The organism is Sphingomonas faeni (assembly GCF_024273235.1).
Lineage (GTDB): Bacteria > Pseudomonadota > Alphaproteobacteria > Sphingomonadales > Sphingomonadaceae > Sphingomonas > Sphingomonas faeni_A.
In genome coordinates, this window is the sequence record NZ_JANBVH010000050.1 from 1 (window position 1) to 26,052 (window position 26,052).

24 protein-coding genes are annotated in these 26,052 nt (G+C 66.4%); 18 read left to right on the plus strand and 6 right to left on the minus strand.

Features of this window, described 5'->3' with window-relative positions; all coding sequences use genetic code 11:
* Positions 1 to 384: 384 nt before the first annotated feature.
* The 10 genes from smpB to NLI89_RS19415 all read left to right on the plus strand — a co-directional run bounded on the left by smpB (position 385) and on the right by NLI89_RS19415 (position 14,415).
* Positions 385 to 867, plus strand: coding sequence for an SsrA-binding protein SmpB (smpB, locus tag NLI89_RS19370; protein ID WP_055879372.1), 483 nt, complete (start codon positions 385 to 387; stop codon positions 865 to 867).
* Positions 868 to 891: 24 nt separating this feature from the next.
* Positions 892 to 1,431 (plus strand): DUF2062 domain-containing protein, encoded by a 540-nt coding sequence (locus tag NLI89_RS19375; protein ID WP_439144552.1) that lies wholly within the window; start codon positions 892 to 894, stop codon positions 1,429 to 1,431.
* 92 nt (positions 1,432 to 1,523) lie between these two features.
* Positions 1,524 to 3,596: a M13 family metallopeptidase gene (locus NLI89_RS19380; RefSeq protein ID WP_254688478.1), complete on the plus strand. Its 2,073-nt coding sequence runs from the start codon at positions 1,524 to 1,526 to the stop codon at positions 3,594 to 3,596.
* A 140-nt stretch (positions 3,597 to 3,736) separates the two neighbouring features.
* Entirely contained in the window at positions 3,737 to 5,785 is a 2,049-nt protein-coding gene (locus NLI89_RS19385; RefSeq protein WP_254688479.1) for a M13 family metallopeptidase, read from the plus strand.
* 564 nt (positions 5,786 to 6,349) lie between these two features.
* The gene (locus tag NLI89_RS19390) at positions 6,350 to 8,725 is read left to right on the plus strand and encodes a hybrid sensor histidine kinase/response regulator (RefSeq protein WP_254688480.1); all 2,376 of its coding nucleotides are present in this window, start codon (positions 6,350 to 6,352) and stop codon (positions 8,723 to 8,725) included.
* A gap of 65 nt (positions 8,726 to 8,790) precedes the next feature.
* Complete coding sequence (locus NLI89_RS19395) at positions 8,791 to 9,156, plus strand: response regulator (protein WP_187503262.1); 366 nt, start codon at positions 8,791 to 8,793, stop codon at positions 9,154 to 9,156.
* 325 nt (positions 9,157 to 9,481) lie between these two features.
* Positions 9,482 to 11,203, plus strand: a complete 1,722-nt coding sequence (ilvD, locus tag NLI89_RS19400; protein ID WP_254688481.1) for a dihydroxy-acid dehydratase — start codon at positions 9,482 to 9,484, stop codon at positions 11,201 to 11,203.
* A gap of 154 nt (positions 11,204 to 11,357) precedes the next feature.
* Positions 11,358 to 11,741 carry a hypothetical protein gene (locus NLI89_RS19405; RefSeq protein WP_254688482.1) on the plus strand — a complete coding sequence of 128 codons (384 nt, stop codon included), beginning with the start codon at positions 11,358 to 11,360 and terminating at the stop codon, positions 11,739 to 11,741.
* Positions 11,738 to 13,222 carry an NAD(P)H-hydrate dehydratase gene (locus NLI89_RS19410; protein ID WP_254688483.1) on the plus strand — a complete coding sequence of 495 codons (1,485 nt, stop codon included), beginning with the start codon at positions 11,738 to 11,740 and terminating at the stop codon, positions 13,220 to 13,222. The genes NLI89_RS19405 and NLI89_RS19410 overlap by 4 nt, the downstream gene beginning before the upstream one ends.
* Positions 13,219 to 14,415 (plus strand): class I SAM-dependent RNA methyltransferase, encoded by a 1,197-nt coding sequence (locus NLI89_RS19415; RefSeq protein ID WP_254688484.1) that lies wholly within the window; start codon positions 13,219 to 13,221, stop codon positions 14,413 to 14,415. The genes NLI89_RS19410 and NLI89_RS19415 overlap by 4 nt, the downstream gene beginning before the upstream one ends.
* Positions 14,416 to 14,596: 181 nt before the next feature.
* Here NLI89_RS19415 and truA read toward each other — a convergent pair whose 3' ends face one another.
* Together truA and fmt are read right to left on the minus strand one after the other, a co-directional pair.
* Positions 14,597 to 15,337: a tRNA pseudouridine(38-40) synthase TruA gene (gene truA / locus NLI89_RS19420; protein ID WP_254688485.1), complete on the minus strand. Its 741-nt coding sequence runs from the start codon at positions 15,335 to 15,337 to the stop codon at positions 14,597 to 14,599.
* Positions 15,334 to 16,260, minus strand: coding sequence for a methionyl-tRNA formyltransferase (gene fmt, locus NLI89_RS19425; RefSeq protein ID WP_254688486.1), 927 nt, complete (start codon positions 16,258 to 16,260; stop codon positions 15,334 to 15,336). Before fmt ends, truA begins: the two co-directional genes overlap by 4 nt.
* Positions 16,261 to 16,313: 53 nt before the next feature.
* Here fmt and recR point away from each other — a divergent pair, with 53 nt between their 5' ends.
* From recR to rmuC, 3 genes are all read left to right on the plus strand, one after another.
* Complete coding sequence (gene recR / locus NLI89_RS19430; RefSeq protein WP_056052820.1) at positions 16,314 to 16,910, plus strand: recombination mediator RecR; 597 nt, start codon at positions 16,314 to 16,316, stop codon at positions 16,908 to 16,910.
* 31 nt (positions 16,911 to 16,941) lie between these two features.
* Positions 16,942 to 17,466, plus strand: coding sequence for a peptide deformylase (gene def / locus NLI89_RS19435; RefSeq protein WP_254688487.1), 525 nt, complete (start codon positions 16,942 to 16,944; stop codon positions 17,464 to 17,466).
* A gap of 430 nt (positions 17,467 to 17,896) precedes the next feature.
* A complete protein-coding gene (rmuC, locus tag NLI89_RS19440) occupies positions 17,897 to 19,348 on the plus strand; it encodes a DNA recombination protein RmuC (protein ID WP_254688488.1) in 1,452 nt (483 codons plus the stop codon).
* A 655-nt stretch (positions 19,349 to 20,003) separates the two neighbouring features.
* Here the strand turns inward: rmuC and rplI are convergent.
* From rplI to NLI89_RS19460, 4 genes are all read right to left on the minus strand, one after another.
* Positions 20,004 to 20,600, minus strand: coding sequence for a 50S ribosomal protein L9 (gene rplI, locus NLI89_RS19445; RefSeq protein ID WP_254688489.1), 597 nt, complete (start codon positions 20,598 to 20,600; stop codon positions 20,004 to 20,006).
* An 11-nt stretch (positions 20,601 to 20,611) separates the two neighbouring features.
* A complete protein-coding gene (gene rpsR / locus NLI89_RS19450) occupies positions 20,612 to 20,836 on the minus strand; it encodes a 30S ribosomal protein S18 (RefSeq protein ID WP_031393978.1) in 225 nt (74 codons plus the stop codon).
* Between the two features lie 2 nt (positions 20,837 to 20,838).
* Positions 20,839 to 21,273 carry a 30S ribosomal protein S6 gene (gene rpsF / locus NLI89_RS19455; RefSeq protein WP_056050884.1) on the minus strand — a complete coding sequence of 145 codons (435 nt, stop codon included), beginning with the start codon at positions 21,271 to 21,273 and terminating at the stop codon, positions 20,839 to 20,841.
* A gap of 186 nt (positions 21,274 to 21,459) precedes the next feature.
* Entirely contained in the window at positions 21,460 to 21,816 is a 357-nt protein-coding gene (locus tag NLI89_RS19460) for an RcnB family protein (RefSeq protein ID WP_254688490.1), read from the minus strand.
* Between the two features lie 374 nt (positions 21,817 to 22,190).
* On the opposite strand from NLI89_RS19460, the gene fabD reads away from it, so the two are divergent.
* The 5 genes from fabD to fabF all read left to right on the plus strand — a co-directional run bounded on the left by fabD (position 22,191) and on the right by fabF (position 26,044).
* Positions 22,191 to 23,150, plus strand: a complete 960-nt coding sequence (gene fabD, locus NLI89_RS19465; RefSeq protein ID WP_254688491.1) for an ACP S-malonyltransferase — start codon at positions 22,191 to 22,193, stop codon at positions 23,148 to 23,150.
* A gap of 27 nt (positions 23,151 to 23,177) precedes the next feature.
* Positions 23,178 to 23,597, plus strand: coding sequence for a GxxExxY protein (locus NLI89_RS19470; protein WP_254688492.1), 420 nt, complete (start codon positions 23,178 to 23,180; stop codon positions 23,595 to 23,597).
* An 11-nt stretch (positions 23,598 to 23,608) separates the two neighbouring features.
* On the plus strand, positions 23,609 to 24,346 hold the full coding sequence (gene fabG, locus NLI89_RS19475) for a 3-oxoacyl-[acyl-carrier-protein] reductase (RefSeq protein ID WP_254688493.1): 738 nt from the start codon (positions 23,609 to 23,611) through the stop codon (positions 24,344 to 24,346).
* A 77-nt stretch (positions 24,347 to 24,423) separates the two neighbouring features.
* On the plus strand, positions 24,424 to 24,660 hold the full coding sequence (locus NLI89_RS19480; protein ID WP_031393971.1) for an acyl carrier protein: 237 nt from the start codon (positions 24,424 to 24,426) through the stop codon (positions 24,658 to 24,660).
* 121 nt (positions 24,661 to 24,781) lie between these two features.
* Positions 24,782 to 26,044: a beta-ketoacyl-ACP synthase II gene (gene fabF / locus NLI89_RS19485; RefSeq protein WP_254688494.1), complete on the plus strand. Its 1,263-nt coding sequence runs from the start codon at positions 24,782 to 24,784 to the stop codon at positions 26,042 to 26,044.
* The last annotated feature ends 8 nt before the right edge of the window (positions 26,045 to 26,052 follow it).

The following is a 26,052-nucleotide window of genomic DNA, read 5'->3' on the forward strand; positions in this document are numbered from 1 at the left end:
TCCAGGGAGCGGCGAAAGAAGGGGGTGGAGAACGGCGCGCACGAATAACGCGGTGGCTAACGTCGCGCCCGCTTCCAGGCGGTCGATGCCGCGCTGGAACACGCTCGCCTCGTCTGACCAGACCGCCACGGTCCCCCCTGGAAGGAAGGGGCAGGTGTCCGAACAGGCCACGACGGTCCCGCGTCGCTGGAAGGGAGGGGCGGGGGGTGGGTAGGCCGGCTCGAGTCACGACGGTCCGGATATGCGGAACCCGACCCACCCCCAACCCCTCCCTTCCAGGGAGGGGCGAAAGAAGGGGGTGGAGAACGGCGCACACGAATAACGCGGTGGCCAACGTCGCGCCCGCTTCCCCTAAGCCCTCCGACCTCCTACATCGCGCGTCCCATGGCACGTCCCAAACCCCCGACCTTCGAGAAGACCAAGATCGTCGCCGAGAACCGGCGCGCGCGGTACGACTATTATATCGAGCAGGTGTTCGAGGCGGGCATCGCGCTCACCGGCACCGAGGTGAAGGCGTTGCGCGGCGGCGAAGGCTCGATCGCCGAGGCCTATGCCGAGGTGAAGGGCAAGAACGTCGTCCTTGTGAATTCGAACATCCCCGAATTCAGCCACGGCAACCGCTTCAACCACGAGCCCAAGCGGCCGCGCAAATTGCTGCTCCACGAGCGCGAGATCAACAAGATGTTCGGCGCCGTCGCGCGCCAGGGCATGACGCTCGTGCCGCTGATGATCTATTTCAATTCGAAGGGCCGCGCGAAGATCGAACTGGCGCTCGCCAAGGGCAAGCAGAACCACGACAAGCGCGACTCGGTGAAGGAACAGGACTGGAAGCGCGAGCAGGGTCGTATCATGCGGGATCGCGGATAGCCTGTGTCGAAGGCGCCGGGCAGTATCTTCGGGCGCCTCGCGGCGTGGTCGCATCGCAATCTGCCGACCCGCGAATCGATGGAGCGGAACCGGCTGCTGCGTCCGGTCGCGCACCGCGTTCTCGCACCCGAACTCTGGCGCTTCACCCGCCGGTCGGTCCCGCGCGGCGTCGCGCTGGGGATGGTCGCGGGCATCCTGATCCCGGTCGCGCAGACGCCCGTCGCCGCGATCTTCGCGCTGCCATTCCGCGCCAACGTGCCGACCGCGGCGCTGACCACCTTCATCACCAACCCGCTGACCACGCCGCCGCTCTGGATCGCGGCCTATTGGATCGGGTCGTCGATGCTGCGGCTCGACGAACATGTGCCCGGCCAGCCCGTCGCCAACGCCGCGGCGCGCACCGAATGGATCCCGTGGCTGATGCAGGCGGGACCCGCCACCGCACTGGGCCTGCTGGTCATCACGGTCGTCTGTTCGGTCGGCGGCTATGCGCTCAGCGCGCTCGGCTGGCGGTTGTGGATCGCGCGCAAGTGGCGGCATCGGCACGATAATCGCGCGGCGTAGTATTTCGTAACATTTGACACCGCCTGGAATTGACGGACCGTCCTATCGGCGTAGAACACACCGCATCCTGAAGTCTCTCCCGAGGTCCCTTGATGCGTAAGTCGATTGTTACCGTGATCCTACTCGCGTCCGCCGCTTCGGCTTTCGCCCAGACGAACCAGGCTGCCCCGTCGCCGACGTTGGCCAAGGCCGCTACCGGCCCGGTCGCTCCCAAGGATGCCAACAAGCCGCAGATCGGCGATTTCGGCTTCGACATGGCGGGCCGCGATACCAGCGTCGCGCCGGGCACCGACTTCTTCGATTACGCCAATGGCGGCTGGGTGAAGGCCACGCCGATCCCCGCGGACCGCTCGTCCTACGGCATGTTCCACGTCCTTCAGGACCTGTCGCTCGCTCGTACCCGCACGATCCTCGATGCCGCAGCGACCAAGCCTGGCGACAAGGTCGGCGATTTCTATTCGAGCTTCATGGACGAGGCGGCGGTCAACGCGAAGGGCGCGACCCCGGTCAAGCCGATGCTCGCCGCAATCAAGGCGAGCAGGGACAAGACCGCGCTCGTCACCGAGATCGCAAAACTCCAGCGCCAGGGCGTCGGCGGCCTCGTCGGCGTCGGCGTGCAGCAGGACGACAAGGACCCGACCACCTATGTCGTCGGCCTCGGTCAGAGTGGCATAGGCCTCCCCGATCGCGATTATTACCTCAAGGACGACGCCAAGCTCGCCACGATCCGCACCGCGTATCAGGCGTATCTGACGCGGATGCTGACGCTCGCCGGCGAACCCAACGCCGCCGCCCGCGCCGCTGCCGTCTTCGCCATGGAGAAGGGCCTCGCGACCGCGCACTGGACCCGGATCGAGAGCCGCGACGCCGACAAGACCTACAACAAATGGACCGCCGCCGACTTCGCCGCGAAGGCACCGGGCTTCCCCTGGGCGCAGTATATGACCGCAATGGGCGTTACCGGCCGTCCGTTCTACCTCGTCGCACAGCCGAGCGCGCTGACCGGCGAGGCGAAGGTCTTCGCCGACACGCCGATCAACGTCCTCCAGGACTATGCGATGCTCAAGGTGCTGCGCGCGTACGCGCCGTATCTGTCGAGCGATTTCGACAAGACCAACTTCGCCTTCTACGGCACAACGCTGTCCGGCACGCCCGAGCAGCAGGTCCGCTGGAAGCGCGGCGTCTCGACCGTGTCGGGCGCGATGGGCGAGGCGATCGGCCAGCAGTATGTGGCGAAGTATTTCCCGCCTGCGTCGAAGGCCGCCGCCGACGATCTCGTCAAGAACGTCATCGCGGCGATGGGCGAGCGGCTCCGGAACCTCGAATGGATGGCGCCCGAGACCAAGACCAAGGCGCTCGCCAAGCTCGCCGCCTTCACCCCGAAGATCGGCTATCCCGACAAGTGGCGCGATTATTCCGCGCTCCAGATCCAGCGTGGCGATCTCGTGGGCAACGTCGCGCGCGCCAACGCGTTCGAATATGATCGCGACCTTAAGAAGCTCGGTCAGCCGATCGATCGCGGTGAGTGGTTCATGACGCCGATGACGATCAACGCCTATGCCAACCCGACGATGAACGAGGTCGTCTTCCCGGCCGCGATCCTCCAGCCGCCGTTCTTCGACCCGAAGGCGGATCCGGCGGTCAATTACGGCGGCATCGGCGCGGTGATCGGCCACGAGATCAGCCACCACTTCGACGACCAGGGCCGCAAATACGACCTCAACGGCAAGCTCACCGACTGGTGGACGCCGCAGGACGTCGCGCGCTTCAAGGTGTTCACCGACGCGCTCGTGAAGCAGTATGACGCGTACGAACCGCTCCCCGGCCAGCATATCCAGGGCGGCCTGACGCTCGGCGAGAACATCGCCGATCTCGCCGGCCTCACGGTGGCGTACGACGCGTATCACAAGTCGCTCGGCGGCAAGCAGGCGCCGATCATCGACGGTACCACCGGCGACCAGCGCTTCTATTATGGCTGGGCGGGCGTCTGGCGCACCAAGTTCCGCGACGCCGCGCTCCAGCAGACGTTGTTGTCGGACCCGCATTCGCCGGGTCACCAGCGCGTGTTGACCGTCCGCAACCTCGACCCCTGGTACGCCGCGTTCGGCGCCAAGCCCGGCGAGAAGAGCTACCTCGCCCCCGCCAACCGCGTCCGCATCTGGTAACCTGCCCCTACCGTTCTCCCGCGAACGCGGGAGCCCAGGGTCACAAAAGACGCCGTGTGTGACCCTGGGCCCCTGCTTTCGCAGGGGAACGGCATCGGCGATCGGTATAGTGTTTGACTAAGCTTCTCCCGGAGAATCCCATGAAGTCGTTCATCGTCGCCGGCCTGCTCGCCGCAACCGCCATCACCGGCGTCACCGCCGCCATCTCGCAAACGGCTGAGCCAACGCCAGCCGCACCCGCCACCTCCACCGGTGCGCAATACGGCAGTTTCGGCTTCGACGAGAAGGGCATGGACAAGACCGTCCAGCCCGGCGACGATTTCTACAATTACGCCAACGGCAACTGGTCCAAGAACACCCCGATCCCCGCCGACAAGTCGAACTACGGGTCGTTCAATCTCCTCTCCGACCTGTCCGAGACGCGCACCCGCGGCATCCTCGACACCGCCGCGAAGGATCCGAACTCGAAGATCGGCCGCGCCTATGCGACCTATCTCGACACCGGCACGATCGAGGCCAAGGGGCTCGCGCCGATCCGCCCGTGGCTGAAGACAATCGCCGCGCTGACCGACCGCGCGCAATACCCGGCACTCCTCGCCGAAGCCAGCCGCGCCGGCATCCGCGGCCCGTTCGGCGGCGGCGTCGGCCAGGACGACAAGTCCCCTGAGCAATACGCGCTCTCGCTCGGCCAGTCCGGCCTCGGCCTCCCCGACCGTGATTACTACCTCAGCGCCGACGCCAAGCTGGTCGAGGCACGTAACGCCTACCGCGCGCACATCGCCAAGATGCTGACGCTCGCGGGCGAACCCAATGCCGAGGCCCGCGCAACCGCCCTGCTCGCGTTCGAGACCGAGATAGCCAAGGTCAGCTGGACCCGCGTCGACAGCCGCGACGCCACCAAGACCTACAACAAGATGACCGTCGCCGATCTCGCCAAGCGCGCGCCCGGCTTCGATTTCGTCGCCTATTTCAAGGGGCTGGGCACGCCCGTCCCGACCGTCATCGTCGCGCAGCCGTCGGCGATCACCGGTATCGCCAAGCTCGTCTCGACCGCGCCGATCGGCGTGCTCAAGGACCAGTTGATCCTGCGTTCGCTCGACGGGTACGCCGACGTCCTGCCCAAGGCGTTCGACGCCGAGCAGTTCGCGTTCTACGGCACCGTCCTCGGCGGTACGCCCGAGCAGGAGGCCCGCTGGAAGCGCGGCGTCCAGTTCACCAGCGGCGCGCTCGATGACGAGGTCAGCAAGCTCTACGTCGCACAGTATTTCCCGCCCGAGACGAAGGCCGCAGCCGACAAGCTGGTCAAGAACGTCCTCGCCGCGATGGGCCGCCGGATCGACAAGCTCGAATGGATGGCGCCCGAGACGAAGGTCAAGGCGCACGCCAAGCTCGCCGCGTTCACGCCGAAGATCGGCTACCCCAGCCAGTGGAAGGATTTCTCCGGTCTGACCATCACCTCCGGCGATGCATTCGGCAACGAATGGCGCGCCAACGAATGGCAGCACCAGGACAATATTTCCAAGCTTGGCAAGCCGTTGCAGCGCTGGGAGTGGGGCATGACGCCGATGACGGTGAACGCCTATGCCAATTTCGGCATGGTCGAGATCGTCTTCCCCGCCGCGATCCTGCAGCCGCCGTTCTTCGATCCGAAGGCCGACGACGCGGTCAATTACGGTGGCATCGGCGCGGTGATCGGCCACGAACTGAGCCATCATTTCGACGACCAGGGCTCGAAATATGATTCGAAGGGCCAGCTCACCGACTGGTGGACGCCCAAGGACATCGCCGGCTTCAACGCGCTCACCGGCAAGCTCGGCGCGCAATATGACGCCTACGAGCCGCTCCCAGGGATGCACGTAAAGGGCCAGCTCACGATGGGCGAGAACATCGCCGATCTCGCCGGCCTGACGGTGGCCTACGACGCGTATCACACGGCGCTAGGCGGCAAGGCCGCGCCGGTGCTCGACGGCTTCACCGGCGACCAGCGCTTCTATCTCGGCTGGGCACAGGTGTGGCGCCGCAACTACCGCGAAGCGAACCTTCGTAATAGGTTGCTGACCGATCCGCACTCCCCGTCGCAGCAGCGGGCGTGGGTCGTGCGCAACCTCGACCCCTGGTACGCGGCGTACAAGCCGACGCCGGGGCAGAAGCTGTATTTGACCCCGGAGCAGCGCGTCCGGATCTGGTGATCTGGGTTCCCCTAGAGTGGGGAAGCCGGAACGAGGGCGCGTCTTTTAGGAGAACGCGCCCGGGTTCGCCCAACCCCCAACGGTCCCCCCTCCCTGAAAGGGAGGGGCAGGGGGTGGGTAGGCCAGTTTGGGCCACAACGGTTCGAACATGCGGAACCCGACCCACCCCCAACCCCTCCCTTCCAGGGAGGGGAGCAGAAAAGGGCGCCGTCGCCCGCTTGGCGGTCCCACCCGGGTTCTCCCGCGAAGGCGGGTGCGCGGGAATGACAAGCGCTACCGCCCGCCACCCCTGGGCCCCGCCTCCGCGGGGGAACAGAAAAAGGCAGGACAATTTGTCCCTTTCCACAGTGCAGTTAGGCCACAACCCCGGCGAAGGCCGGGGCCCAGTTGGGGGACAGCTGTGACGATGGACAGTGCGTCGTTACGACCGACGTTCCAACTGGGCCCCGGCCTCCGCCGGGGTGGTGCTTCTCTTTGGAAGTGTCGTACGGAGCGGCGCCATCACCCCCGCACCACCGCATCCCGCTTGACGCCTCACCCCGCAACAGCGGATGACTCCCCGCGATGGCATCGTTCGCTTTACCCACCTCCGCCCGTAACGCAGCGCTCGTCGCTGTCGGCTCGGGCGCTGCCGCCGCCGCAATCGTGCTGTTGCTCGTGGGCAGCTGGATCGCCGCCGCCGGCTTCTTCGCCGCCGCCATCATCGTCATCGGCGCGCTGATCGCCTGGCGCCTGCTCAACCCGGTCGCCAGGGACGCCCCGCGCCCCGTCGACTGGGACCTGACCCGCACCGTCGCCGAGGCCGGCGCCGACGCCATCGCCATCACCGACCGCGCCGGCCGCCTGGTCTGCGCCAACGACGCGTACGAAGCCTTGTTCGCGGGCTTTCCGACCCCCCCCGGCCTCCCGCTCGACGAAGCCGGCATCGCCGCACTCGCCGACGCCGGCCGCTCCGCGTGGCGCGACGGCACCGCGCAGGTCGAACGCCTCAACACCCAAGGCATCCAGCTCTCCGCGCAGATCGCCCGCGCCGGCGACGATGCCGACATGCTCGTCTGGCGCTTCGTCACCGCGCAGGAGCACGACCTCGCCGAGACGCTCGCCGCGCTGTTGACGGGACCGACCGGAGACCGGCTCGGCGGCAGCGGCATCATGGCCGCGTTGCTCTCGCCCGACGGCCGCGTCCGCGCCGCCAACCGCGTGCTGAGAGCGAGGGCGTGCGGCGACGAATACGACTCGATCCAGGGCCGCGACTTCGCCCGGTTCCTCATCACCGACAGTCGCGGCCTCGTCCGGTTCGAGCGCGAGGGCCTCGAAGGCACGCCGCTTCGCGTCCTCCAGATCCCGTTCCTCGAAGGCGACGACGCGCCCGTGCTGGTCGCGCTGCTCGACGACGAGGAGGACGCGCCCGCGCTCGGCGCCAGCGCCTCCGCGCACGTCCGCAGCCTCGTCAGCATGATGCCCTTCGGCATGGCGCTGGTCGATCGCGACGGCCGCTTCCTGCAGATGAACGACTCGTTCCTGCGCGCGGCGGGCGTCAACGCGGTCGCCCCGCCGCTCTATCCGGGCGACTTGGTCGTCCGCGAGGACAAGGCCGCGGTCGCCGACGCGATCCGCAAGTTCGCGAACGGCGCGACGCACTCCGCCGACATGGCCGTCCGCCTCAAGGATCACCCCGACGAGCCGGTTGCGCTCACCATCGCCGGCGCGCGCGGGCTCGGCGACGCCGCCGTCCTGCTCAGCCTCAAGGACAATAGCGAGGAGAGCCGCCTCAAGCGCGAGGTAGCGCAGGCCACCAAGATGCAGGCGGTCGGCCAGCTCGCCGGCGGCGTGGCGCATGATTTCAACAACATCCTGACCGCGATCATCGGGCACTGCGACCTGATGCTGATGCGCCATTCGCCCGGCGACAGCGATTACGACGACATCCAGCAGGTCCGCACCAACTCGAACCGCGCCGCCAGCCTGACGCGCCAACTGCTCGCCTTCTCGCGCCAGCAGACGCTCCGCCCGCAGATCCTCCAACTCCCCGACGTCGTTTCCGAGGTGTCGAACCTCCTCAAGCGCCTGATGGGCGAGAACGTCCGCCTCGACATGACGCACGGCCGCAACCTCGGCCCGGTCCGTGCCGATCCCGGCCAGCTCGAGCAGGTCGTCGTCAATCTCGCGGTCAATGCGCGCGACGCGATCGTCTCGGCGAACGCGCGCGGCGGTGGCGTGCTCACCATCACCACGCGCGCGGTGCCCGCGTCCGAAGTGCGCGAGATGGCGTCCGATATCCTGCCCGTCGCCGATTACACCGCGCTGATCGTCCAGGACACCGGCACCGGCATCCCGCCCGATGTGCTGCCCAAGATCTTCGAACCGTTCTTCACGACCAAGGAGTTCGGCAAGGGCACCGGCCTCGGCCTTTCCACCGTCTACGGCATCGTCAAGCAGTCGGGCGGCTACATCTTCGCCGACAGCAAGCCGGGGCAGGGTGCCACCTTCAGCATGTATCTGCCGGTCCACACCGCGCCGGCCTCCACCCGCCCGGTGATCGCCAAGCCGACGCCCAAGCCGGTCGACCTGTGGGGCACCGGCACGATCCTGCTGGTCGAGGACGAAGACATGGTCCGCGCGGTCGCCGAACGCGCGCTGTCGCGGCAGGGCTATACCGTGCTCACCGCGGAGAACGGCGAAGTCGCGCTGGAGGTGCTCGCCAAGCACGGCCGCCCCGATCTGCTGATCAGCGACGTCGTCATGCCGCAAATGGACGGCCCGACGATGGTGCGGCACGTGCGCGAACAATATCCCGACCTGCCGATCCTGTTCATGTCGGGATATGCGGAGGAACAACTGCGCAAATCGATCGATCTCGACAACGTCTCGTTCCTGCCGAAACCCTTCTCGGTGCAGGAACTCGCCGAAGCGGCGCGGGACGTGCTGGCCACGCGCTGAAGCGACCCCGGGAAGAATTGAACAAGATGTTGGCAAGTCGTAACAATCCCGACTATGCGCATGTCATGACCGCTACCCAGCAGATCCTCCCGCAGCAGATTCTGATCGTCGAGGACGAACCGTTGATCGCCATGATGCTCGAGGATTTCCTCGAGGTGCTGGACAAGGGCGTCGCAGGATCCTTCGACACCGTCGCCGACGCCTTGAAGCGGATCGAGGAGGGCGGCGTCGACGGCGCGATCCTCGACGTGAACCTGCGCGGCGGTGAAAAGAGCACTGCGGTCGCCGAGGCCCTCGCGGCCAAGGGCGTCCCCTTCGTGTTCGCCACCGGCGGCGGCGATGACGGCGTGGCCCCCGAGTTCCGCGACCGCCCGCGCCTGCAAAAACCCTTCACGATGGACGGCGTAGCCAAGGCACTAGAAGGCCTCTAATCGTCGTCGACGGAACGCCGAACGCGCCCCCTTCTGCCCCCCTCCCTGAAAGGGAGGGGCCGGGGGTGGGTAGGCTGCTTGGCAAGCGCAACGTCAGCCAACAGGCCGACCCACCCCCAACCCCTCCCTTCCAGGGAGGGGGGCGGCTCCCGCCATTCCCTAGGCGGCAGGAACCCATACCGGCGGGCCTCAAGAACAAGACCGCTGACCATCGCCGTTCTGGATACCCGCCAGCGCGCGGACGACGAGATCACGGCCCTCCACACTTAAAAATCAACGCAACTCTCTTGCGCAAACGCCCCCTCCCGCGACATAGGCGTTCGCCATGACCCGCACATTCGATAAATCGCGCCTGCCGAGCCGTCACGTCTCCGTCGGTCCCGAACGCGCCCCGCATCGCAGCTATTACTATGCGATGGGCCTCGACGAGGAGCAGATCGCCCGCCCGTTCGTCGCGCTCGCGTCCGCCGGCAACAACTCCGCGCCCTGCAACACCACGCTCGACGCGCAGGCCGATGCCGCGCAGGCCGGCGTCATCCAGGGTGGCGGCATGCCACGCCGGTTCAATACGATCACCGTCACCGACGGCATCGCGATGGGCCATCAGGGCATGAAGGCCTCGCTGGTGAGCCGCGAAGTCATCGCCGATTCGGTCGAACTCTCGGTCCGCGGCCATTGCTACGACGCGCTCGTCGGGTTCGCCGGCTGCGACAAGTCGCTCCCCGGCATGATGATGGCGATGCTCCGCCTCAACATCCCGTCGGTGTTCGTCTATGGCGGCTCGATCCTGCCCGGCCGCTATCAGGACCGCGACGTCACCGTCGTCGACGTGTTCGAGATCGTCGGCAAATACGCGGCCGGCGCGTGCCCGCTCTCCGAAGTCCACGCGATCGAGAAGGTCGCCTGTCCCGGCCACGGCGCATGCGGTGGCCAGTACACCGCGAACACGATGGCCTGCGTCGCCGAGGCGATCGGATTGTCGATCCCGAACAGCAACATGGTGCCTGCTCCTTACACGACGCGTGAACAGATCGCCGTGGCGGCCGGCGCGCAGGTCATGGAGTGCCTGGCCGACAATATCCGCCCGCGCGACATCTGCACGCGCGAGGCGTTCATCAACGCCGCGCGCGTCGTCGCCGCGACCGGCGGCTCGACCAACGCCGCGCTGCATCTCCCTGCGATGGCGTCCGAGGCCGGCATCGAGTTCGACCTGTTCGACGTCGCCGAGATCTTCAAGACCACGCCGTACATTGCGGACCTCAAGCCCGGTGGTAAGTATGTCGCCAAGGACATGTACGAGGCTGGCGGCGTCTACATGCTCATGAAGACGATGCTCGCGGGCGGTTTCCTCAACGGCGATTGCCTGACGGTGACCGGCAAGTCGCTGGGCGAGAACATCGACCAGGTGACGTGGAACCCCGACCAGAAGGTAATCTACGACATCAAGACCCCGCTGACGCCTACGGGCGGAGTGGTGGGCTTGCGCGGCAGCCTCGCCCCCGAAGGCGCGATCGTGAAGGTCGCGGGCATGCACCGCCTCCAGTTTTCAGGCCCGGCGCGCGTGTTCGATTGCGAGGAGGATACCTTCGCCGCGGTCGAGAATCGCGAGATCAACGAAGGCGAAGTCATCGTCATCCGCTACGAGGGGCCAAAGGGCGGCCCCGGCATGCGCGAGATGCTGTCGACCACCGCCGCGCTCTACGGCCTCGGCATGGGCGAGAGCGTCGCGCTGATCACCGATGGGCGGTTTTCGGGCGGCACGCGCGGCTTCTGCATCGGCCATGTCGGGCCCGAAGCCGCGGACGGCGGCCCGATCGCGCTGGTCGAGAATGGCGACATCATCCACATCGACGCCGAAGCCGGCACGATCGACCTCGACGTCCCCGAGGACGTGATGGCGGCGCGCCGTGCGGCGTGGGTCCCGCGAAAGACCGATTACGGCTCGGGCGCACTCTGGCGCTATGCGAAGACCGTCGGCCCGGCCTACAAGGGTGCCGTCACGCACCCCGGAGCCGCAGCCGAAACCCATGTCTACGCGGATATCTAAGCCCACGCGGGTAGGTAAACGAGACACGCGCTCCACCCGTCACCCCAGCGAAAGCTGGGGTCTCTCGCTTGGCGGGTGCCGCGACCCGAACGGGGAGATCCCAGCTTTCGCTGGGACGACGGGCGGTGGTGCAGATATCGGCTTCAATAAGACATTGAACCGCCTCCTGTGCCTCGCCCTTCTCTCGCTAGCGGCATGCGGGCCAGGCAAGCCATCCAGCACACAGGTCGCAGCCGAACAGACCAAGGAGTCTGCTGCAGGCTTCCGCATACCCTGTGCTCGCGGAACCGGCGCGCTCGAAACGGTCTGCACGATCGAACAGGCCAAAAGTGAGACTGGCCCAATCCTGACGATCCGCCACCCGGATGGCGCGTTCCGCCGCCTGCGCGTCACCAACGATGGCCGTGGCGTCGTCGCAGCAGACGGGGCAGAGGTCGCAAAGGTCGGCCTGATCGAGGGCCACGGTATCGAGGTGTCGATAGGCGACGCTCGCTATCGCCTCCCGGCAACCGTCAAGAGCGTGACCAAGCCATCATGATCCGAATCGAAGGCCAGTCCATCCTGACAGCCGCCGAAATGCGCGCGGCGGAAGACGCGGTGATTGCTGGCGGCGTGACGGTCGAAGCGTTGATGGACCGTGCCGGCACCGCGATCGCGCACGCGGTTCGTCGGTTGGCGGGTACGAACGAAGTCCTGATACTCTGCGGCCCCGGCAACAACGGCGGCGACGGCTATGTCGCGGCGCGTGTGTTGGCGGAAATGGGCGTGGCGGTTCGCGTCGCGGCGTTGTCGGAACCCAGGACGTCTGCGGCGAAGTCGGCGAGGGCAGGCTGGTCCGGCCCCATCGAAACGCTGGCGGAGGCAAAGCCCGCCCCGATCTTGGTCGACGCGCTGTTCGGGACCGGCCTGACGCGATCGCTCGACGCCGAGCCCACCCCCACTCCAAGCAGTTCCCCCGCGGACGCGGGGGCCCAGCTAAATTCCAAGGGCTCGCCTGACGGCTTACTCTGGGCCCCCGCGTCCGCGGGGGAACGGTCTGTGGTGGGGCGGCTTCACGCCCTAGCCAGCGCGGCCCACCTCAGCATCGCCATCGACCTTCCCAGCGGCTTCGCCACCGACTCCGAGGAGGCGCTCAGCACGCCCCCCGTCTTCGACCTCACCTTAGCCCTCGGCGCGGTAAAACCCGCCCACCTGCTCCAACCCGCAGCCCGCTATTGCGGCCAGATCCGCCTCCTCGACATCGGCGTCCCCTCCGCCAGCCAAGCCGAAGTCCTAAGAGCCCCGAGCCTCCCATCTCCCGGCCCGGACTCGCACAAATACACACGAGGCATGGTCGCAGTCATCGCCGGCACCATGTCCGGCGCGTCCGACCTCGCAGCCCTCGCAGCAATGCGCGCGGGCGCCGGCTACGTGACCCTGCTCGGCGACAGCGAAGGCTCCCCGCACGCCCTCGTCCGCGCGCCATTCTCGGCGCAAGCGCTCGCCAACGACCGGATCGGCGCACTCGTGATCGGCCCCGGCCTCGGCCGCGACGATGTCGCCAAGGCCCGTCTGGAGGCCGCGCTGGACTCGGGCCACCCATTGATCATCGACGGCGACGCGCTCCGCCTGATCGAGCCCAAGCGAATCAAGGCGCTGAAAGTCCCCGTCATCCTCACCCCGCACGCCGGTGAGTTCGACGCGCTCTTCGGCAAATCGGATGGCGACAAGATCACGCGAGCCCGCGACGCCGCAACCCGCGCCAACGCCGTCGTCGTCTTCAAGGGCGCCGACACCGTCATCGCTGCCCCCGACGGCCGCGTCCGCATTGCGCAAGGGTCCAGCGACTGGCTCTCCACCGCCGGCACCGGCGACGTCCTCGCCGGCGCGATCGGCGCGATGCTGGCGGCAAGGCTCGATCCGCTCGACGCAGCCTGCGCCGGAGTGTGGCTCCACGGTGACGCTGCCCGCCGATTGGGGCGCGCGTTCATCGCCGACGACTTGGCGGAAGCGCTCCGGTCGGCCAGAGCGGCGTTATGACCTCTGAAACGAATATCGACACGATCATCCGCGTCGCGGCGCGCGGCGACGGCATGACCGCCGACGGCCGACACGCCGCCTTCTCGGCCCCCGGCGATACGCTCGCCGCCGACGGCACCGTGATCCCCGGCCCGCATCACCAGACTCCCCCCTGCGTGCATTTCCCGACCTGTGGCGGCTGCCAGCTCCAGCATCTCGACGACCAGGCCTATGCCGAGTTCGTCACCGACCGCATCGCCTCCGCGCTCGACGGCCAGGACCTGTCCGCGCCGATCCGCACGCCCCACATCTCGCCCGAGCGGAGCCGCCGCCGCGCGACCCTCCACGCAGAGGGCAAGGGCGGCAAGATCACGCTCGGCTTCACCGCCGAGAAGGCGCACACGATCGTCGACATCAAGGAATGCTGGATCCTCGATCCGCGCCTGTTCGCGCTCGTCCAGCCGCTCCGCCAACTGCTCAAGCGCCTCAACTTCCGCCGTCGCGCCGACATCCATCTGACGCTCGCCGACCAGGGTGCGGACATCCTGATCACCGGGTTCGCCCCCGAAGGCCTCGCCGCCGCCGAGGCGCTCACCAAATTTTGCGAAGATCACAAGATCGCCCGCGTGGCCTTCGACGACGGCCTCGGCCCCGAGACGCGCTGGGAGCCGGACTCGGTCACGATCACGCTCGGCGGCGTCCCCGTACCGCTCCCGCCCGCGTCGTTCCTCCAAGCCACCCCCGATGGCGAAGCCGCGCTCACCGCTGCCGTCCTGGAGGCGATCGGCAAGCCCGCGACGGTCGCCGACCTGTTCGCCGGGCTCGGCACTTTCACGCTCGCGATTCCTGCAAAGGTCTACGCGGCCGAAGGCGCGCGCGATGCGCTCGGTTCGCTGAAGGCCGCCGCGCACCGCACCCAGCGGCCGGTCTACCCGGAGCACCGCGATCTCTATCGCCGCCCGCTGACGGTGGCCGAACTCGACCGCTTCGACGCGGTGGTGATCGATCCGCCACGTTCCGGCGCGCGCGAACAGGCCACTGCGCTGGCGGAGTGCAAGACGCCGGTGATCGTCTACGTCTCGTGTAATCCAGCGAGCTTCGCGCGTGATGCCAAGGAACTGTGCGATGCGGGCTGGCGAATCGACTGGGTCCAGCCGGTCGGCCAGTTCCGCTGGTCGACGCATGTCGAGCTCGCCGCGAAGTTCGTCCGTTAGTCTGGGTCAACGTGCCATTATATTATCCTCCCCCGCCAGGGGGAGGTGGCAGGCATAGCCTGACGGAGGGGGAGGTAAGCGATGACCTCTGTTTCGTGTCCTCCCCCTCCGTCGCCGTTGGCGCCACCTCCCCCTGGCGGGGGAGGATCGCCAAATCCGGCGCTGCCACTATCGATCCGAGTTACGGGTAGACCGCACTTACGAAGAACAACCCGTCAGGCGGCGCATTCAGCCCCAGCATCGCCCGATCCTTCGCTGCCAGCGCCGCCGCCACGTCGCCAACCGCCCAACGCCCCATACCGACCAGCGCAAGGCACCCGACCATAGACCGCACCTGATGGTGGAGAAACGACCGCGCCGCCGCATAGACGAACAGCCGCTCCCCCTCCCGCACCACCTCAAGCCGGTCCAAGGTCCGCACCGGACTGTCCGCCTGGCAATGCGCAGACCGAAACGTCGTGAAGTCATGCCGCCCGACCAGCGCCCCCGCAGCCTCCGCCATCGCCTCCGCATCCAACGGCTGCGGCACCTGCCAAGCCAGCCCCGCCTCGACCGTCAGCGGCGCGCGCCGGTTGACGATCCGGTACTCATACGACCGCCCGACACACGTAAACCGCGCATGCCAGTCGTCGTCGACCACCTCGCACGCCAGCACCGACACCGGCGCGGGCTTCACCAGCGCATTCAGCCCCTCCATCAACCGAAACGCAGCGATATCCTTCGCGATGTCGACATGCGCGCGCATCGCGAGTCCATGCACGCCGGCATCGGTCCGCCCCGCCGCCTGTACCGAGACAGTCTCGCCGGTCATCTTCAGCACCGCCGCCTCCAGCGCCGCCTGCACGCTCGGCCCGTGCTTCTGCCGCTGCCAGCCCATGAACGGCCGCCCGTCAAACTCCACCGTCAACGCGAACCGCGTCAAAGCTGCGTCCCCGACGGGATCGGAAACCCGCGCAGCAATTCCTCCGCCGAGGTCACGCCGCGTCCGGCGCGCTGCACCAAGGTCGGCCGGATCGCCCCGTCGCCGCACCCGATCGTCAGCTCGGCATTGACCGTCAGCCCCTCGCACCCAAGAAACGAGAACGGCAACACGTCCGCCGCCAGCACCTTCACCCGCTCCCCCGCATGCTCGAACCAAGCCCCCGGCGCCGGGTTCATCGCCCGCACCAGCCGCTCGACCTCGACCGCCGACCGCTCGAAATCGATCCGCGCCTCCGCCTTGTCGATCTTCGCGGCGTAGGTAACGCCCTCCTCGGGCTGCGGCCGGGCAGGGTAGGCGTCCAGGTCGCCCAGCACCTCGACCATCAACCGCGCCCCCATCGCCGACAGCTCGGCGGTCACGTCGCCCGCGGTCTTGCCAGCGATCGGCGTTCGTCCCTCGAGCCTTACCGGCCCGGTATCCAGCCCTGCCTCCATCTGCATGATCCCGACGCCCGTCTCGGCATCGCCCGCCAGGATCGCCCGCTGCACCGGCGCCGCCCCGCGCCACCGCGGCAACAGCGACCCATGCACGTTCAGGCACCCGAACCGAGGCGCCTCCAGCACCGCGCGCGGCAGAATAAGACCATACGCGGCCACCACCGCAACATCCGCGTCCAACGCCGAAAATGCCTCGCGCGCTTCCAGCCCCTCCGGCAGAGACGCCTTGAACGACACCGGCGTCCGCACCGCGATACCGAGCGCCTCGGCCCGAACCTGCACCGGCGACGGCACCAGTTCGCGCCCACGCCGCCCGCCCGGCCGCGCGGGCTGGCAATACGCCGCCACCACGTCATGCCCCACCGCGACGAGGGCCTCCAGCACCGGCACTGCGAAGTCCGGCGTTCCCATGAAGATGATCCGCATGGGCCCCTCGAACACGCTGGCGGGGAGCGACGCAACCCCCTATCTGTTCCGGTATGGCATCCCCCGAGATCGAGGCGCTGACGCAGGCGCTGGCCCGGCTCCCCGGCCTCGGCCCCCGGTCCGCACGTCGCGCCGTTCTGCATCTGCTCAAGAAGCGCGACGCGGCGCTGGGCCCGTTGCGCGAGGCGCTGACCGCGGTCGACGAGCGGCTGGAGAACTGCTCGACCTGCGGCAACGTCGACACCACCAACCCGTGTGCGATCTGCGCCGACCCCCGCCGCGACCAGCGTTCGCTCTGCGTGGTCGAGGAAGTCGCCGATCTCTGGGCGCTCGATCGCTCACGGTTGTTCCCTGGCCGCTTCCACGTCCTTGGCGGCCGTCTGTCCGCGCTCGAAGGCATCCGCCCCGAGGATCTCAGCATCGACAGCCTCGTCCGCCGCATCGAAGCCGGCGGCATCGACGAAGTCGTCCTCGCGATGAACGCCACGCTCGAAGGCCAGACCACCGCGCACTACATCGCCGAGCGTATCGAACGCTTCCCGGTCCGCGTCACGCAGCTAGCACACGGCCTCCCGGTTGGCGGCGAACTCGACTATCTCGACGAGGGCACGCTGGCGCAGGCGTTAAGGGCAAGGCGGCCAATGGCTTGACGGTTCAACGCGCGGAACCTAGCTGCGCAGGATGACCGTCATGACCGTTCTCGAAGTCCCCGATCCCCGCCTGCGCCTCGTCGCCGAGCCGGTGGAGACGGTCGACTACTCCATCCGCACGCTCGTCGCCGACATGATCGAGACAATGTACGACTTCAACGGCATCGGCCTCGCCGCGACCCAGGTCGGCGTGCAGAAGCGCGTCCTCGTCATCGATCTCCAGGAGGAGAAGGACGAGGACGACAAGCCGATCAAGAACCCCAAGGCGTATATCAACGCCGAGATCCTGTCGGTCAGCGACGAGGTCTCCACCTATAACGAAGGGTGTCTCTCGATCCCCGAGCAATATGCCGAGGTCGCGCGCCCGGCGCGGTGCCGCGTGAAGTGGCTGGACGAGACCGGCGCAGCGCATGAGGAGGATTTCGACGGCCTGCTGTCGACCTGCATGCAGCATGAGATCGACCATCTCGATGGGGTGTTGTTCATCGACCATATCAGCCGTTTGAAGCGCGACATGGTGCTGAAGAAACTGGCGAAGCAGCGCAAGCTGGGGTGAGGGGCGTGGGTTATGCGATTATGCAGCCACCCGCTTACCTAACTAACCACCACCCCGGCGAAGGCCGGGGCCCAATTGGGGGACATCGCCAACTGAGCGCAGTCTCTCGTTATTGCGACCTTTCCAATTGGGCCCCGGCCTCCGCCGGGGTGGTGCTATTGCGAGTGAATGTGGAAGCTCGCCCCCCTAGTTCCCCCGCGAAGGCGGGGGCCCAGGACCACGAACGCCGTAGCTCGTAACCCTGGACTCCCGCCCCCGCGGGAGAACAGAATATTCCGATTGTCCTACATCAACCGTTCGACGTATGTTCCATCCATGACGTCTCCATCCCTAGCCCAAATCCGCTCGCTGACGCGCCCATCTCCCCCCAAGAAAATGCTGCGCCAGCGTCTGCACTTCCTATACTTCACTCCAGTTTCGGCCACGCAGAATGGCTGAGTTCGCCATCATCGCCGTCCTAGCGCTAGCCGCCGGCCTCCTCCTAGGCTGGCTCCTGGCCTCCCGCCGCGCCGCAACCCTAGCCAGCGAACTCGCCGTCGCGCAAACCAAGCTCGCCGACGCCGACCTCATCCGCACCGCGCGCGATGCGGTCGAACACGAACGCAACGCCGCGATGCAGGACCTGGCAACCCTCCGCGCACAAAACGCCGAGCGCGCCACCGACACCGATCGCCTGCGCCTAGATCTCGCCACGATCCGCGCCGACCGCGACGCCGCCCGCACCGAGATCGCCACGCTGAAGGCGCAAGGCGAGGCGTTCGAAGCGCGCCTGCTCGAACTCCGCGAGGCCAAGGACGTCATGGCAGCGCAGTTCGGCGACGTCGCCAACAAGCTGCTCAGCGACGCGCAGAAGACCTTCCTCGAACGCGCCGACGCCCGCTTCCGCCAGTCCGAGGAGTCCGCCGGCCTCAACCTCAAGTCGATGCTGCAACCCGTCAGCGACCGCCTGCAACGCTACGAGGAGGGCGTCGCCAAGGTCGAAGCCGAGCGCCGCGATGCATTCGGTGACCTCAAGGGCCAGATCGAACAGATGCGCCTCGGCCAGGAAAAGGTCTCAACCGAAGCCGCCAAGCTCGTCAATTCGCTCCGCAATGCCCCCAAATCCCGCGGCCGCTGGGGCGAGCAGCAGCTGAAGAACGTCCTCGAAACCTGCGGCCTCAGCGAACACACCGACTTCCAGACCGAGGTTTCGGTCGCGGTAGGCGACGACGGCGCAAGGTTGCGCCCTGACGCGATCATCCGCGTCCCTGGCGGCCGAGCACTGGTCATCGACGCAAAGGTTTCCCTCAACGCCTACCAGGACGCATTCGGCGCAGTCGACGACGCCGAGCGCCTGATCGGCCTCGCAGCGCACGCGGCGTCGATGCGCGCACACGTCAACGGTCTTGGCAACAAGGCCTATTGGAGCCAGTTCGCCGACACGCCCGACTACGTCATCATGTTCGTCCCCGGCGAGCACTTCCTCTCCGCCGCGCTTGAACACGACCCGACGCTCTGGGATTTCGCCTTCGAAAAGCGCGTGCTGCTGGCAACGCCCACCAACCTGATCGCGATCGCGCGGACGGTCGCGGCGGTGTGGCGCCAGGAAAAGCTCGCCAACGAAGCGCGGAAGATCGGCGAACTGGGCAAGGAGATGCACGACCGCCTTGCGAAGGTGGCGGACGACCTGCGCAAAGTCGGCGTCGGTCTCAACAGCGCGGTGAAGAACTTCAACGGCTTCACCAACTCGTTCAACGGCCGCTTGATGGTCACTGGGCGGAAATTCCGGGATCTGAATATCGAGACGGGTGCGCGGGATCTCGAAGACGTGTCCTCGGTCGACGCGCTGGCGCTGGGCGAGGGGCCTGCGCTTATCGAGAAGCCGGAGAACGTCGAAAGCTGAATTTTGGCGTGGTTGGGCGTTCTTAGCCCAACCGGAAGACCGCCGTCATCCTGACGAAAGTCAGGACCCAGGGTACCAGACGTTACGAGTGTGGCTCTGGGTCCTGACTTTCGTCAGGATGACGGAAGGGGGGCCGGCTCGCTTCAGATGGTGGTCTCTTCCTCGCTCTCCCGCGAAGGCGGGAGCTCAGGATCAAGCAGTGCTGCGTTCCGTTACCCTGGACCCCCGCGTTCGCGGGGGAACGGTAGGCAGGGGGACTTCATAATTCCGTCATGCCGGGCTCGTTCCGGCATCCACCGTGCCGCGAACTCAACCGCCGGCGAGGTTGCGGAACCGTGGACCCCGGAACGGGTCCGGGGTGACGGAGCGGGGGAGGGAAACTTCGGGGCCGGACCGAAAACCGATCGGTACAAAATCCGTTCATCGCCCGGAAACCTTTCCCGATCCCGCGCATTGACCCGGCAACATCTCCTCAAAGAGTCGCCCGGCCATGAAACACATCGTCCCCGTCGTCTTCGCGCTCATCCCGTTCGCAGCCATGCTCGGCGCCTGCGTAACCTGCCCCTAACCGCCGTCTCAAAAGCACAAAAGAAAAGGCCCGCCCGGATCACTCCGGGCGGGCCTTTCGGTATCAGCCAAGAAGGAAACGAAGGGATCAACCCTGCGCCTCGTCCTCTTGGTCGCGAGGAGCTTCGGCGGTCGCGCCGGGCTCTGCGTTCGGATCGTAATCCTCGACGAAGCCAGCCTCGTCGCGCTCGAACATCGACGACATCACGTCGACGCCCGAAGCCTGCATCTCGGCCTCTTCAGGCGAGCGAGCGACGTTGACCTTGACGGACACCGACACCTCGGGGTGCAACGCGACCTTGACGGTGTAGACACCGATCGCCTTGATCGGCTTGTCGAGCACGATCGCCGACTTGCCGACCTTGTGACCATCGGCCACCAGCGCATCGACCAGATCGCGGACTGCGACCGAACCGTAGAGCTGCCCGGTGTTCGACGCCTGACGGATCAGGGTCACGGTCGCGTCGTTGAAGGTCTTCGCTTCGGCTTCGGCATCGCTGCGACGCGATGCGTTGTCCGATTCGATCTTCGCACGGTTCGACTCGAACACCTTGCGGTTGGCTTCGTTCGAACGAAGCGCCTTCTTGTTGGGAAGCAGGAAGTTACGCGCGTAACCGTCCTTGACCTTCACCACGTCGCCGATAGCACCAAGCTTTTCGACGCGCTCAAGCAGAATGACGTCCATGTGGGCGCTCCTTACTTAACGATGTAGGGCAGCAAGCCCAGGTGACGCGCGCGCTTGATGGCCTGGGCCAGTTCGCGCTGCTTCTTTGCGGCCACCGAAGTGATACGCGACGGGACGATCTTGCCACGTTCGGACACGAAGCCCTGCAGCAACCGGACGTCCTTATAGTCGATCCGGGGAGCGTCTTTGGCGGAGAACGGGCAGCTCTTGCGGCGGCGGAAGAATGGACGTGCCATGATTATTCAGCTCCCTCTTCGCGGTCACGACGGGGACCACGGTCCGGACGATCGCCACGATCGGGACGGCCCTCGCGGCCACCTTCACGATCGCCACGACGCTCGCGGTCACGGTCCTGCTTGCGCATCATCACGGTCGGGCCCTCTTCGAGGGTGTCGACCTTGACCGTCATGTAACGAATGATGTCTTCGTTGATCTGGGTCTGGCGCTCCAGCTCTGCGATCACGCTGCCGGGGGCATCGATCTCGAGCATGACATAGTGCGCCTTGCGGTTCTTGGCGATCTTGTACGCCAGCGAACGCAGGCCCCAGTTCTCGGTCTTTACGACCCGACCTTCGTTGTCGTTCACGATCTTGGTGGCGATTTCCGCCAGTGCGTCCACCTGCGCTTGTGCCAGATCCTGGCGCGCAAGGAACACGTGCTCGTAAAGAGCCATGTCTTGTCCTTCGTCTTGGCCGATCGCTGATACACGCCCCATGCGTGCACCCCTCCGGCTGTCGTCTTAGAAAACGGCGTCTAGAATGCAAACAGGGGCGAGAGACGCGAATCTCTCACCCCGGTTGCAGTGGCCTTAGCCGATTATCCGGCAAAGGCAAGGTAATGGTAGGTGTTACCGGCCCGGTTACCGGAACGCGCCGCCACGAACCTGGACCACGTTGCCGCGGGCGTTGATCAGGATCGCGTCGTTGCCCGAGCGGACCCACTGGCTGCCACGCGGCGGCGCGGCGAGACGATAGTTGCGATAGGTCGTGATCACCCGGTAGTTCTGTGCATAGCGGCGATCGAAGCGCTGGCCGGCGCGCCAGTTGCGATACTGGTTCGGGCGGACGACGGTCTTCTTGGTGACGACGGTGCGGCCATTGTTATTCTGGCGCACGGTGGTCACTTCGCGGCGCTGCTGTGCCTCGGCGGGGGCGGCGGCGAGCAGCGGGCTGGCGACGAGGGTGGCGGCAAGTGCGCTGAGGATGAACTTCTTCATGGGTAATCTCCCGTTTGAAACACGGCGCCGTTGTGCGGCGTCATCACTAATCTGGGACCGGATTGTCGCAGGTGCATGTCGCAGCCTGCGCGAAATGGTCGCCATTTGTCGCAAACGCACGGGCTTCGTTCAGGTTCGTGCAGTTGCAACTGCCTACGCACCTTTATAGGGCGAACGACATTCGAATCCTCCCCCGCCAGGGGGAGGTGGCAGGCGTAGCCTGGCGGGGGGGGAGGGCAGAGGGACAGCCGTTTCGTGTCCTCCCCCTCCGACGCCTTCGGCGCCACCTCCCCCTGGCGGGGGAGGATAGTTCAAATCTAGCACCAGTGAATGGCGATCGGCTCTACCGCCGCGGCCAACACAGAGGAGAGGTCATGCGCGCGTTCATCTTCCCCGGCCAGGGGAGCCAGTCTGTCGGCATGGGCAAGGCGCTCGCCGACGCCAGTGCCACCGCCCGCGAGGTCTTCGCCGAAGTCGACGAAGCGCTCGGCCAGCATCTGTTCCGCCTGATGAGCGAGGGGCCTGCGGACGACCTGCTCCTGACCGAGAACGCGCAACCCGCGATCATGGCGAACGCGATTGCCACCTTGCGCGTCGCCGAGAAGGAAGGCGGCATCCGCCTCGTCGACAAGGCCGACTATGTCGCCGGCCACAGCCTGGGCGAATACACCGCTTTGTGTGCTGCCGGTGCGCTCGACCTGTCGACCACCGCTCGCCTCCTGAAACTCCGCGGCCGCGCGATGCAGGCGGCGGTACCGGTGGGCGAGGGCGCAATGGCCGCGCTGCTCGGCACCGATCTCGAAAAGGCGCAGGTGATCGCGGGCGCGGCGGTCGACGCGATCCTCGCGGAGGGCGGCCCGGAACTGATCTGCACCGTCGCCAACGACAACGACCCGTCGCAGGTCGTCATCTCCGGCCACCGCCTCGCCATCGAAAAGGCGATCGCGCTGGCCAAGGACCTCGGCGCCAAGCGCGCTGTCCTCCTCCCCGTCTCCGCCCCCTTCCACTGCCCCCTGATGCAACCCGCCGCCGAAGCCATGGAAGCCGCCCTCCTGGACGCAGACCTCCGCGCGCCGCTGGTGCCGGTCTTCGCCAACGTCGACGCGGTCGCCGTCGCCGATCCCGGCGCGATCCGCCATCTGATGGTGCAACAGGTCACCGGCATGGTCCGCTGGCGCGAATCGGTGTTGGCGATGCACGCGGCCGGCGTCGGCCACTTCGTCGAATTCGGCGGCAAGGTCCTCAGCCCGATGGTCAAGCGCATCACCCCTGACGTGGAGACCACCAGCGTCATCACGATGGACGACATCGAGGAATTCGTGAAGAAGATGTGATTCACGCGAAGGCGCAAAGGCGCGAAGATGATGGATCTTGAGGCTGCCGCTTCCGACGTCATTGATGTGTCGCTTCGCCTTCACCGGGAGCTTGGGCCTGGATTGCTTGAAAGCGTCTACGAGACTGTCCTAGCGTCCAAGCTCGCCAGTCTGGGATATGAGGTTGAGCGGCAACGCTCTGTCTCGATCGATTTCGAGGGACTGCACTTCGATGCCGCGTTCCGCATCGATCTCATCATCGGCAATCGGCTGCTCGTCGAAATCAAATCGGTCGAGCGGCTGAATGCCGCTCACGCAAAGCAACTGCTGACGTATCTGCGACTAACCAAACAGCCCTTGGGGCTGCTGATCAACTTCGGAGGCGAGACGCTGAAGGAGGGGCTCCGCCGGATCGTCAACGGCTACACCCCCTTCGCGCCATCGCGCCTTCGCGTGAACAAAATCTAATGGAGACCAAAATGTTCGACCTCACAGGCATGACCGCCCTTGTCACCGGAGCATCCGGCGGGATCGGGTCCGAGATCGCCAAGGCCCTCGCTGCCCAAGGCGCGCGCCTCGCCGTGTCCGGCTCCAACGCCGACAAGCTCGAAGCCTTCCGAGCCAGCCTCGGCGGCGACCACGTCGCGCTCCCCTGCAATCTCTCCGACGCCGCCGCAGTCGACGCGCTCGTCCCGCAGGCGGTCGAGAAACTCGGCAAGCTCGACATCCTCGTCAACAACGCCGGCGTCACCCGCGACAATCTAGCGATGCGGATGAAGGACGACGAGTGGGACAGCGTCATCCGCGTCAACCTCGAAGCCGCGTTCCGACTCATGCGCGCCGCCGCCAAGCCGATGATGAAAGCGCGCTTCGGCCGGATGATCTCGGTCACCTCGATCGTCGGCGTCACTGGCAACCCCGGCCAGGCCAACTACGCCGCGTCGAAGGCCGGCCTGATCGGCATGTCGAAATCGATGGCGCAGGAACTCGCCAGCCGCGGCATCACCGTCAACTGCGTCGCCCCCGGTTTCATCACCTCGCCGATGACCGACGCGCTGCCCGACGCGCAGAAGGCCGCGCTCACCACCAAGATTCCCGCCGGTCGCCTCGGCGAAGGCGCAGACATCGGCGCCGCGATCGTGTATCTGGCAAGCCGTGAAGCCGGCTACGTCACGGGACAAACCGTGCACGTGAACGGCGGGATGGCGATGATCTGAACTTGCGCGCTGAACTGCCCCGTTCTAGGTGCGTTCAGGAAATACCGAAAACCCCCAGATTTGAAGAGGGAACTACCATGAGCGAGACCGCTGACCGCGTGAAGAAGATCGTCGTCGAGCATCTCGGCGTCGAAGCCGACAAGGTGACCGAGGACGCGAGCTTCATCGACGACCTGGGCGCAGACAGCCTCGACATCGTCGAACTCGTCATGGCGTTCGAGGAAGAATTCGGCGTCGAGATCCCCGATGATGCCGCCGAGAAGATCGCGACCGTCAAGGATGCGATCACCTATATCGACGAGCACAAGGCCTGATCAGGGTCTAGGGTTCAAACCTTTGGACCTGCCCTGATGGGTGTGATTTGAGCGGCTCCCCGTCCTTGGGCAAAAAGGGCGGGGAGCCGTTTCGTTTTGAGAGCAGACGGAGTTTGAAGCCATGCGGCGTGTCGTCGTAACCGGGCTAGGCCTGGTCACCCCCCTGGGGGCGGATGTTGAAACGGCCTGGGCGAATATCCTCGCCGGCAAGTCGGGCGCGGGCCCGATCACGCGCTTCGACGCGTCGGATCAGGTGTGTCGCATCGCTTGCGAGGTGAAGCCGGCCGACCACGAATATGGTTTCGATCCCGGCAAGCGCGTCGACCACAAGGTCCAGCGCCAGGTCGATCCGTTCATCATCTACGGCATCGATGCCGCTGGTCAGGCGCTCGAAGATGCAGGTCTGACCGAGATGACGCTCGAAGAGAGCTGGCGTGCCGGCGTCTCGATCGGCTCGGGCATCGGCGGGCTTCCGGGGATCGAGAGCGAATCGATCGTGCTCCACACCAAGGGCCCGCGTCGCGTGTCGCCGCACTTCGTGCACGGCCGCCTGATCAACCTGATCTCGGGTCAGGTCTCGATCAAATACGGCCTGCGTGGTCCGAACCACGCGGTCGTCACCGCCTGCTCGACCGGCGCGCACGCGATCGGCGATGCCGCTCGGATGATCGCGATGGACGATGCCGACGTGATGCTCGCAGGCGGCGCGGAGGGCACCGTCTGCCCGCTCGGCATCGCTGGGTTCGCACAGGCGCGCGCGCTGTCGACCAACTTCAACGATTCGCCCGAAAAGGCCTCGCGTCCCTATGACAAGGACCGCGACGGCTTCGTGATGGGCGAGGGCGCTGGCGTGCTGGTGCTCGAGGAATACGAGCATGCGAAGGCGCGCGGCGCGAAGATGTATGCCGAGGTAATCGGCTACGGTCTGTCGGGCGACGCATATCACGTGACCGCGCCGCATCCCGAAGGCGACGGTGCGTTCCGGTCGATGCAGATGGCGATCAAGAAGTCGGGCCTCGCGCTCGAGGACATCGACTACATCAACGCGCACGGCACTTCGACGCCTTTGGGTGACGAGCTCGAACTCGGCGCGGTCCGTCGCCTTTTCGGCGATGCGATCTCGGGTCTGTCGATGTCGTCGACCAAGTCGGCGATCGGCCATCTGCTCGGCGGTGCCGGCGCGGTCGAGAGCATCTTCTGCATCCTCGCGCTGCGTGACCAGATCGTCCCGCCGACGCTGAACCTCGACAATCCGAGCGACAGCTGCGTGGGCGTCGATCTCGTCCCGCACGTGGCCAAGAAGCGCGAAGTCCGCGCGGTGCTGAACAACTCGTTCGGCTTCGGCGGCACGAATGCGTCGTTGGTGATGACGCGAGTTAAGTAAGTGTGTTC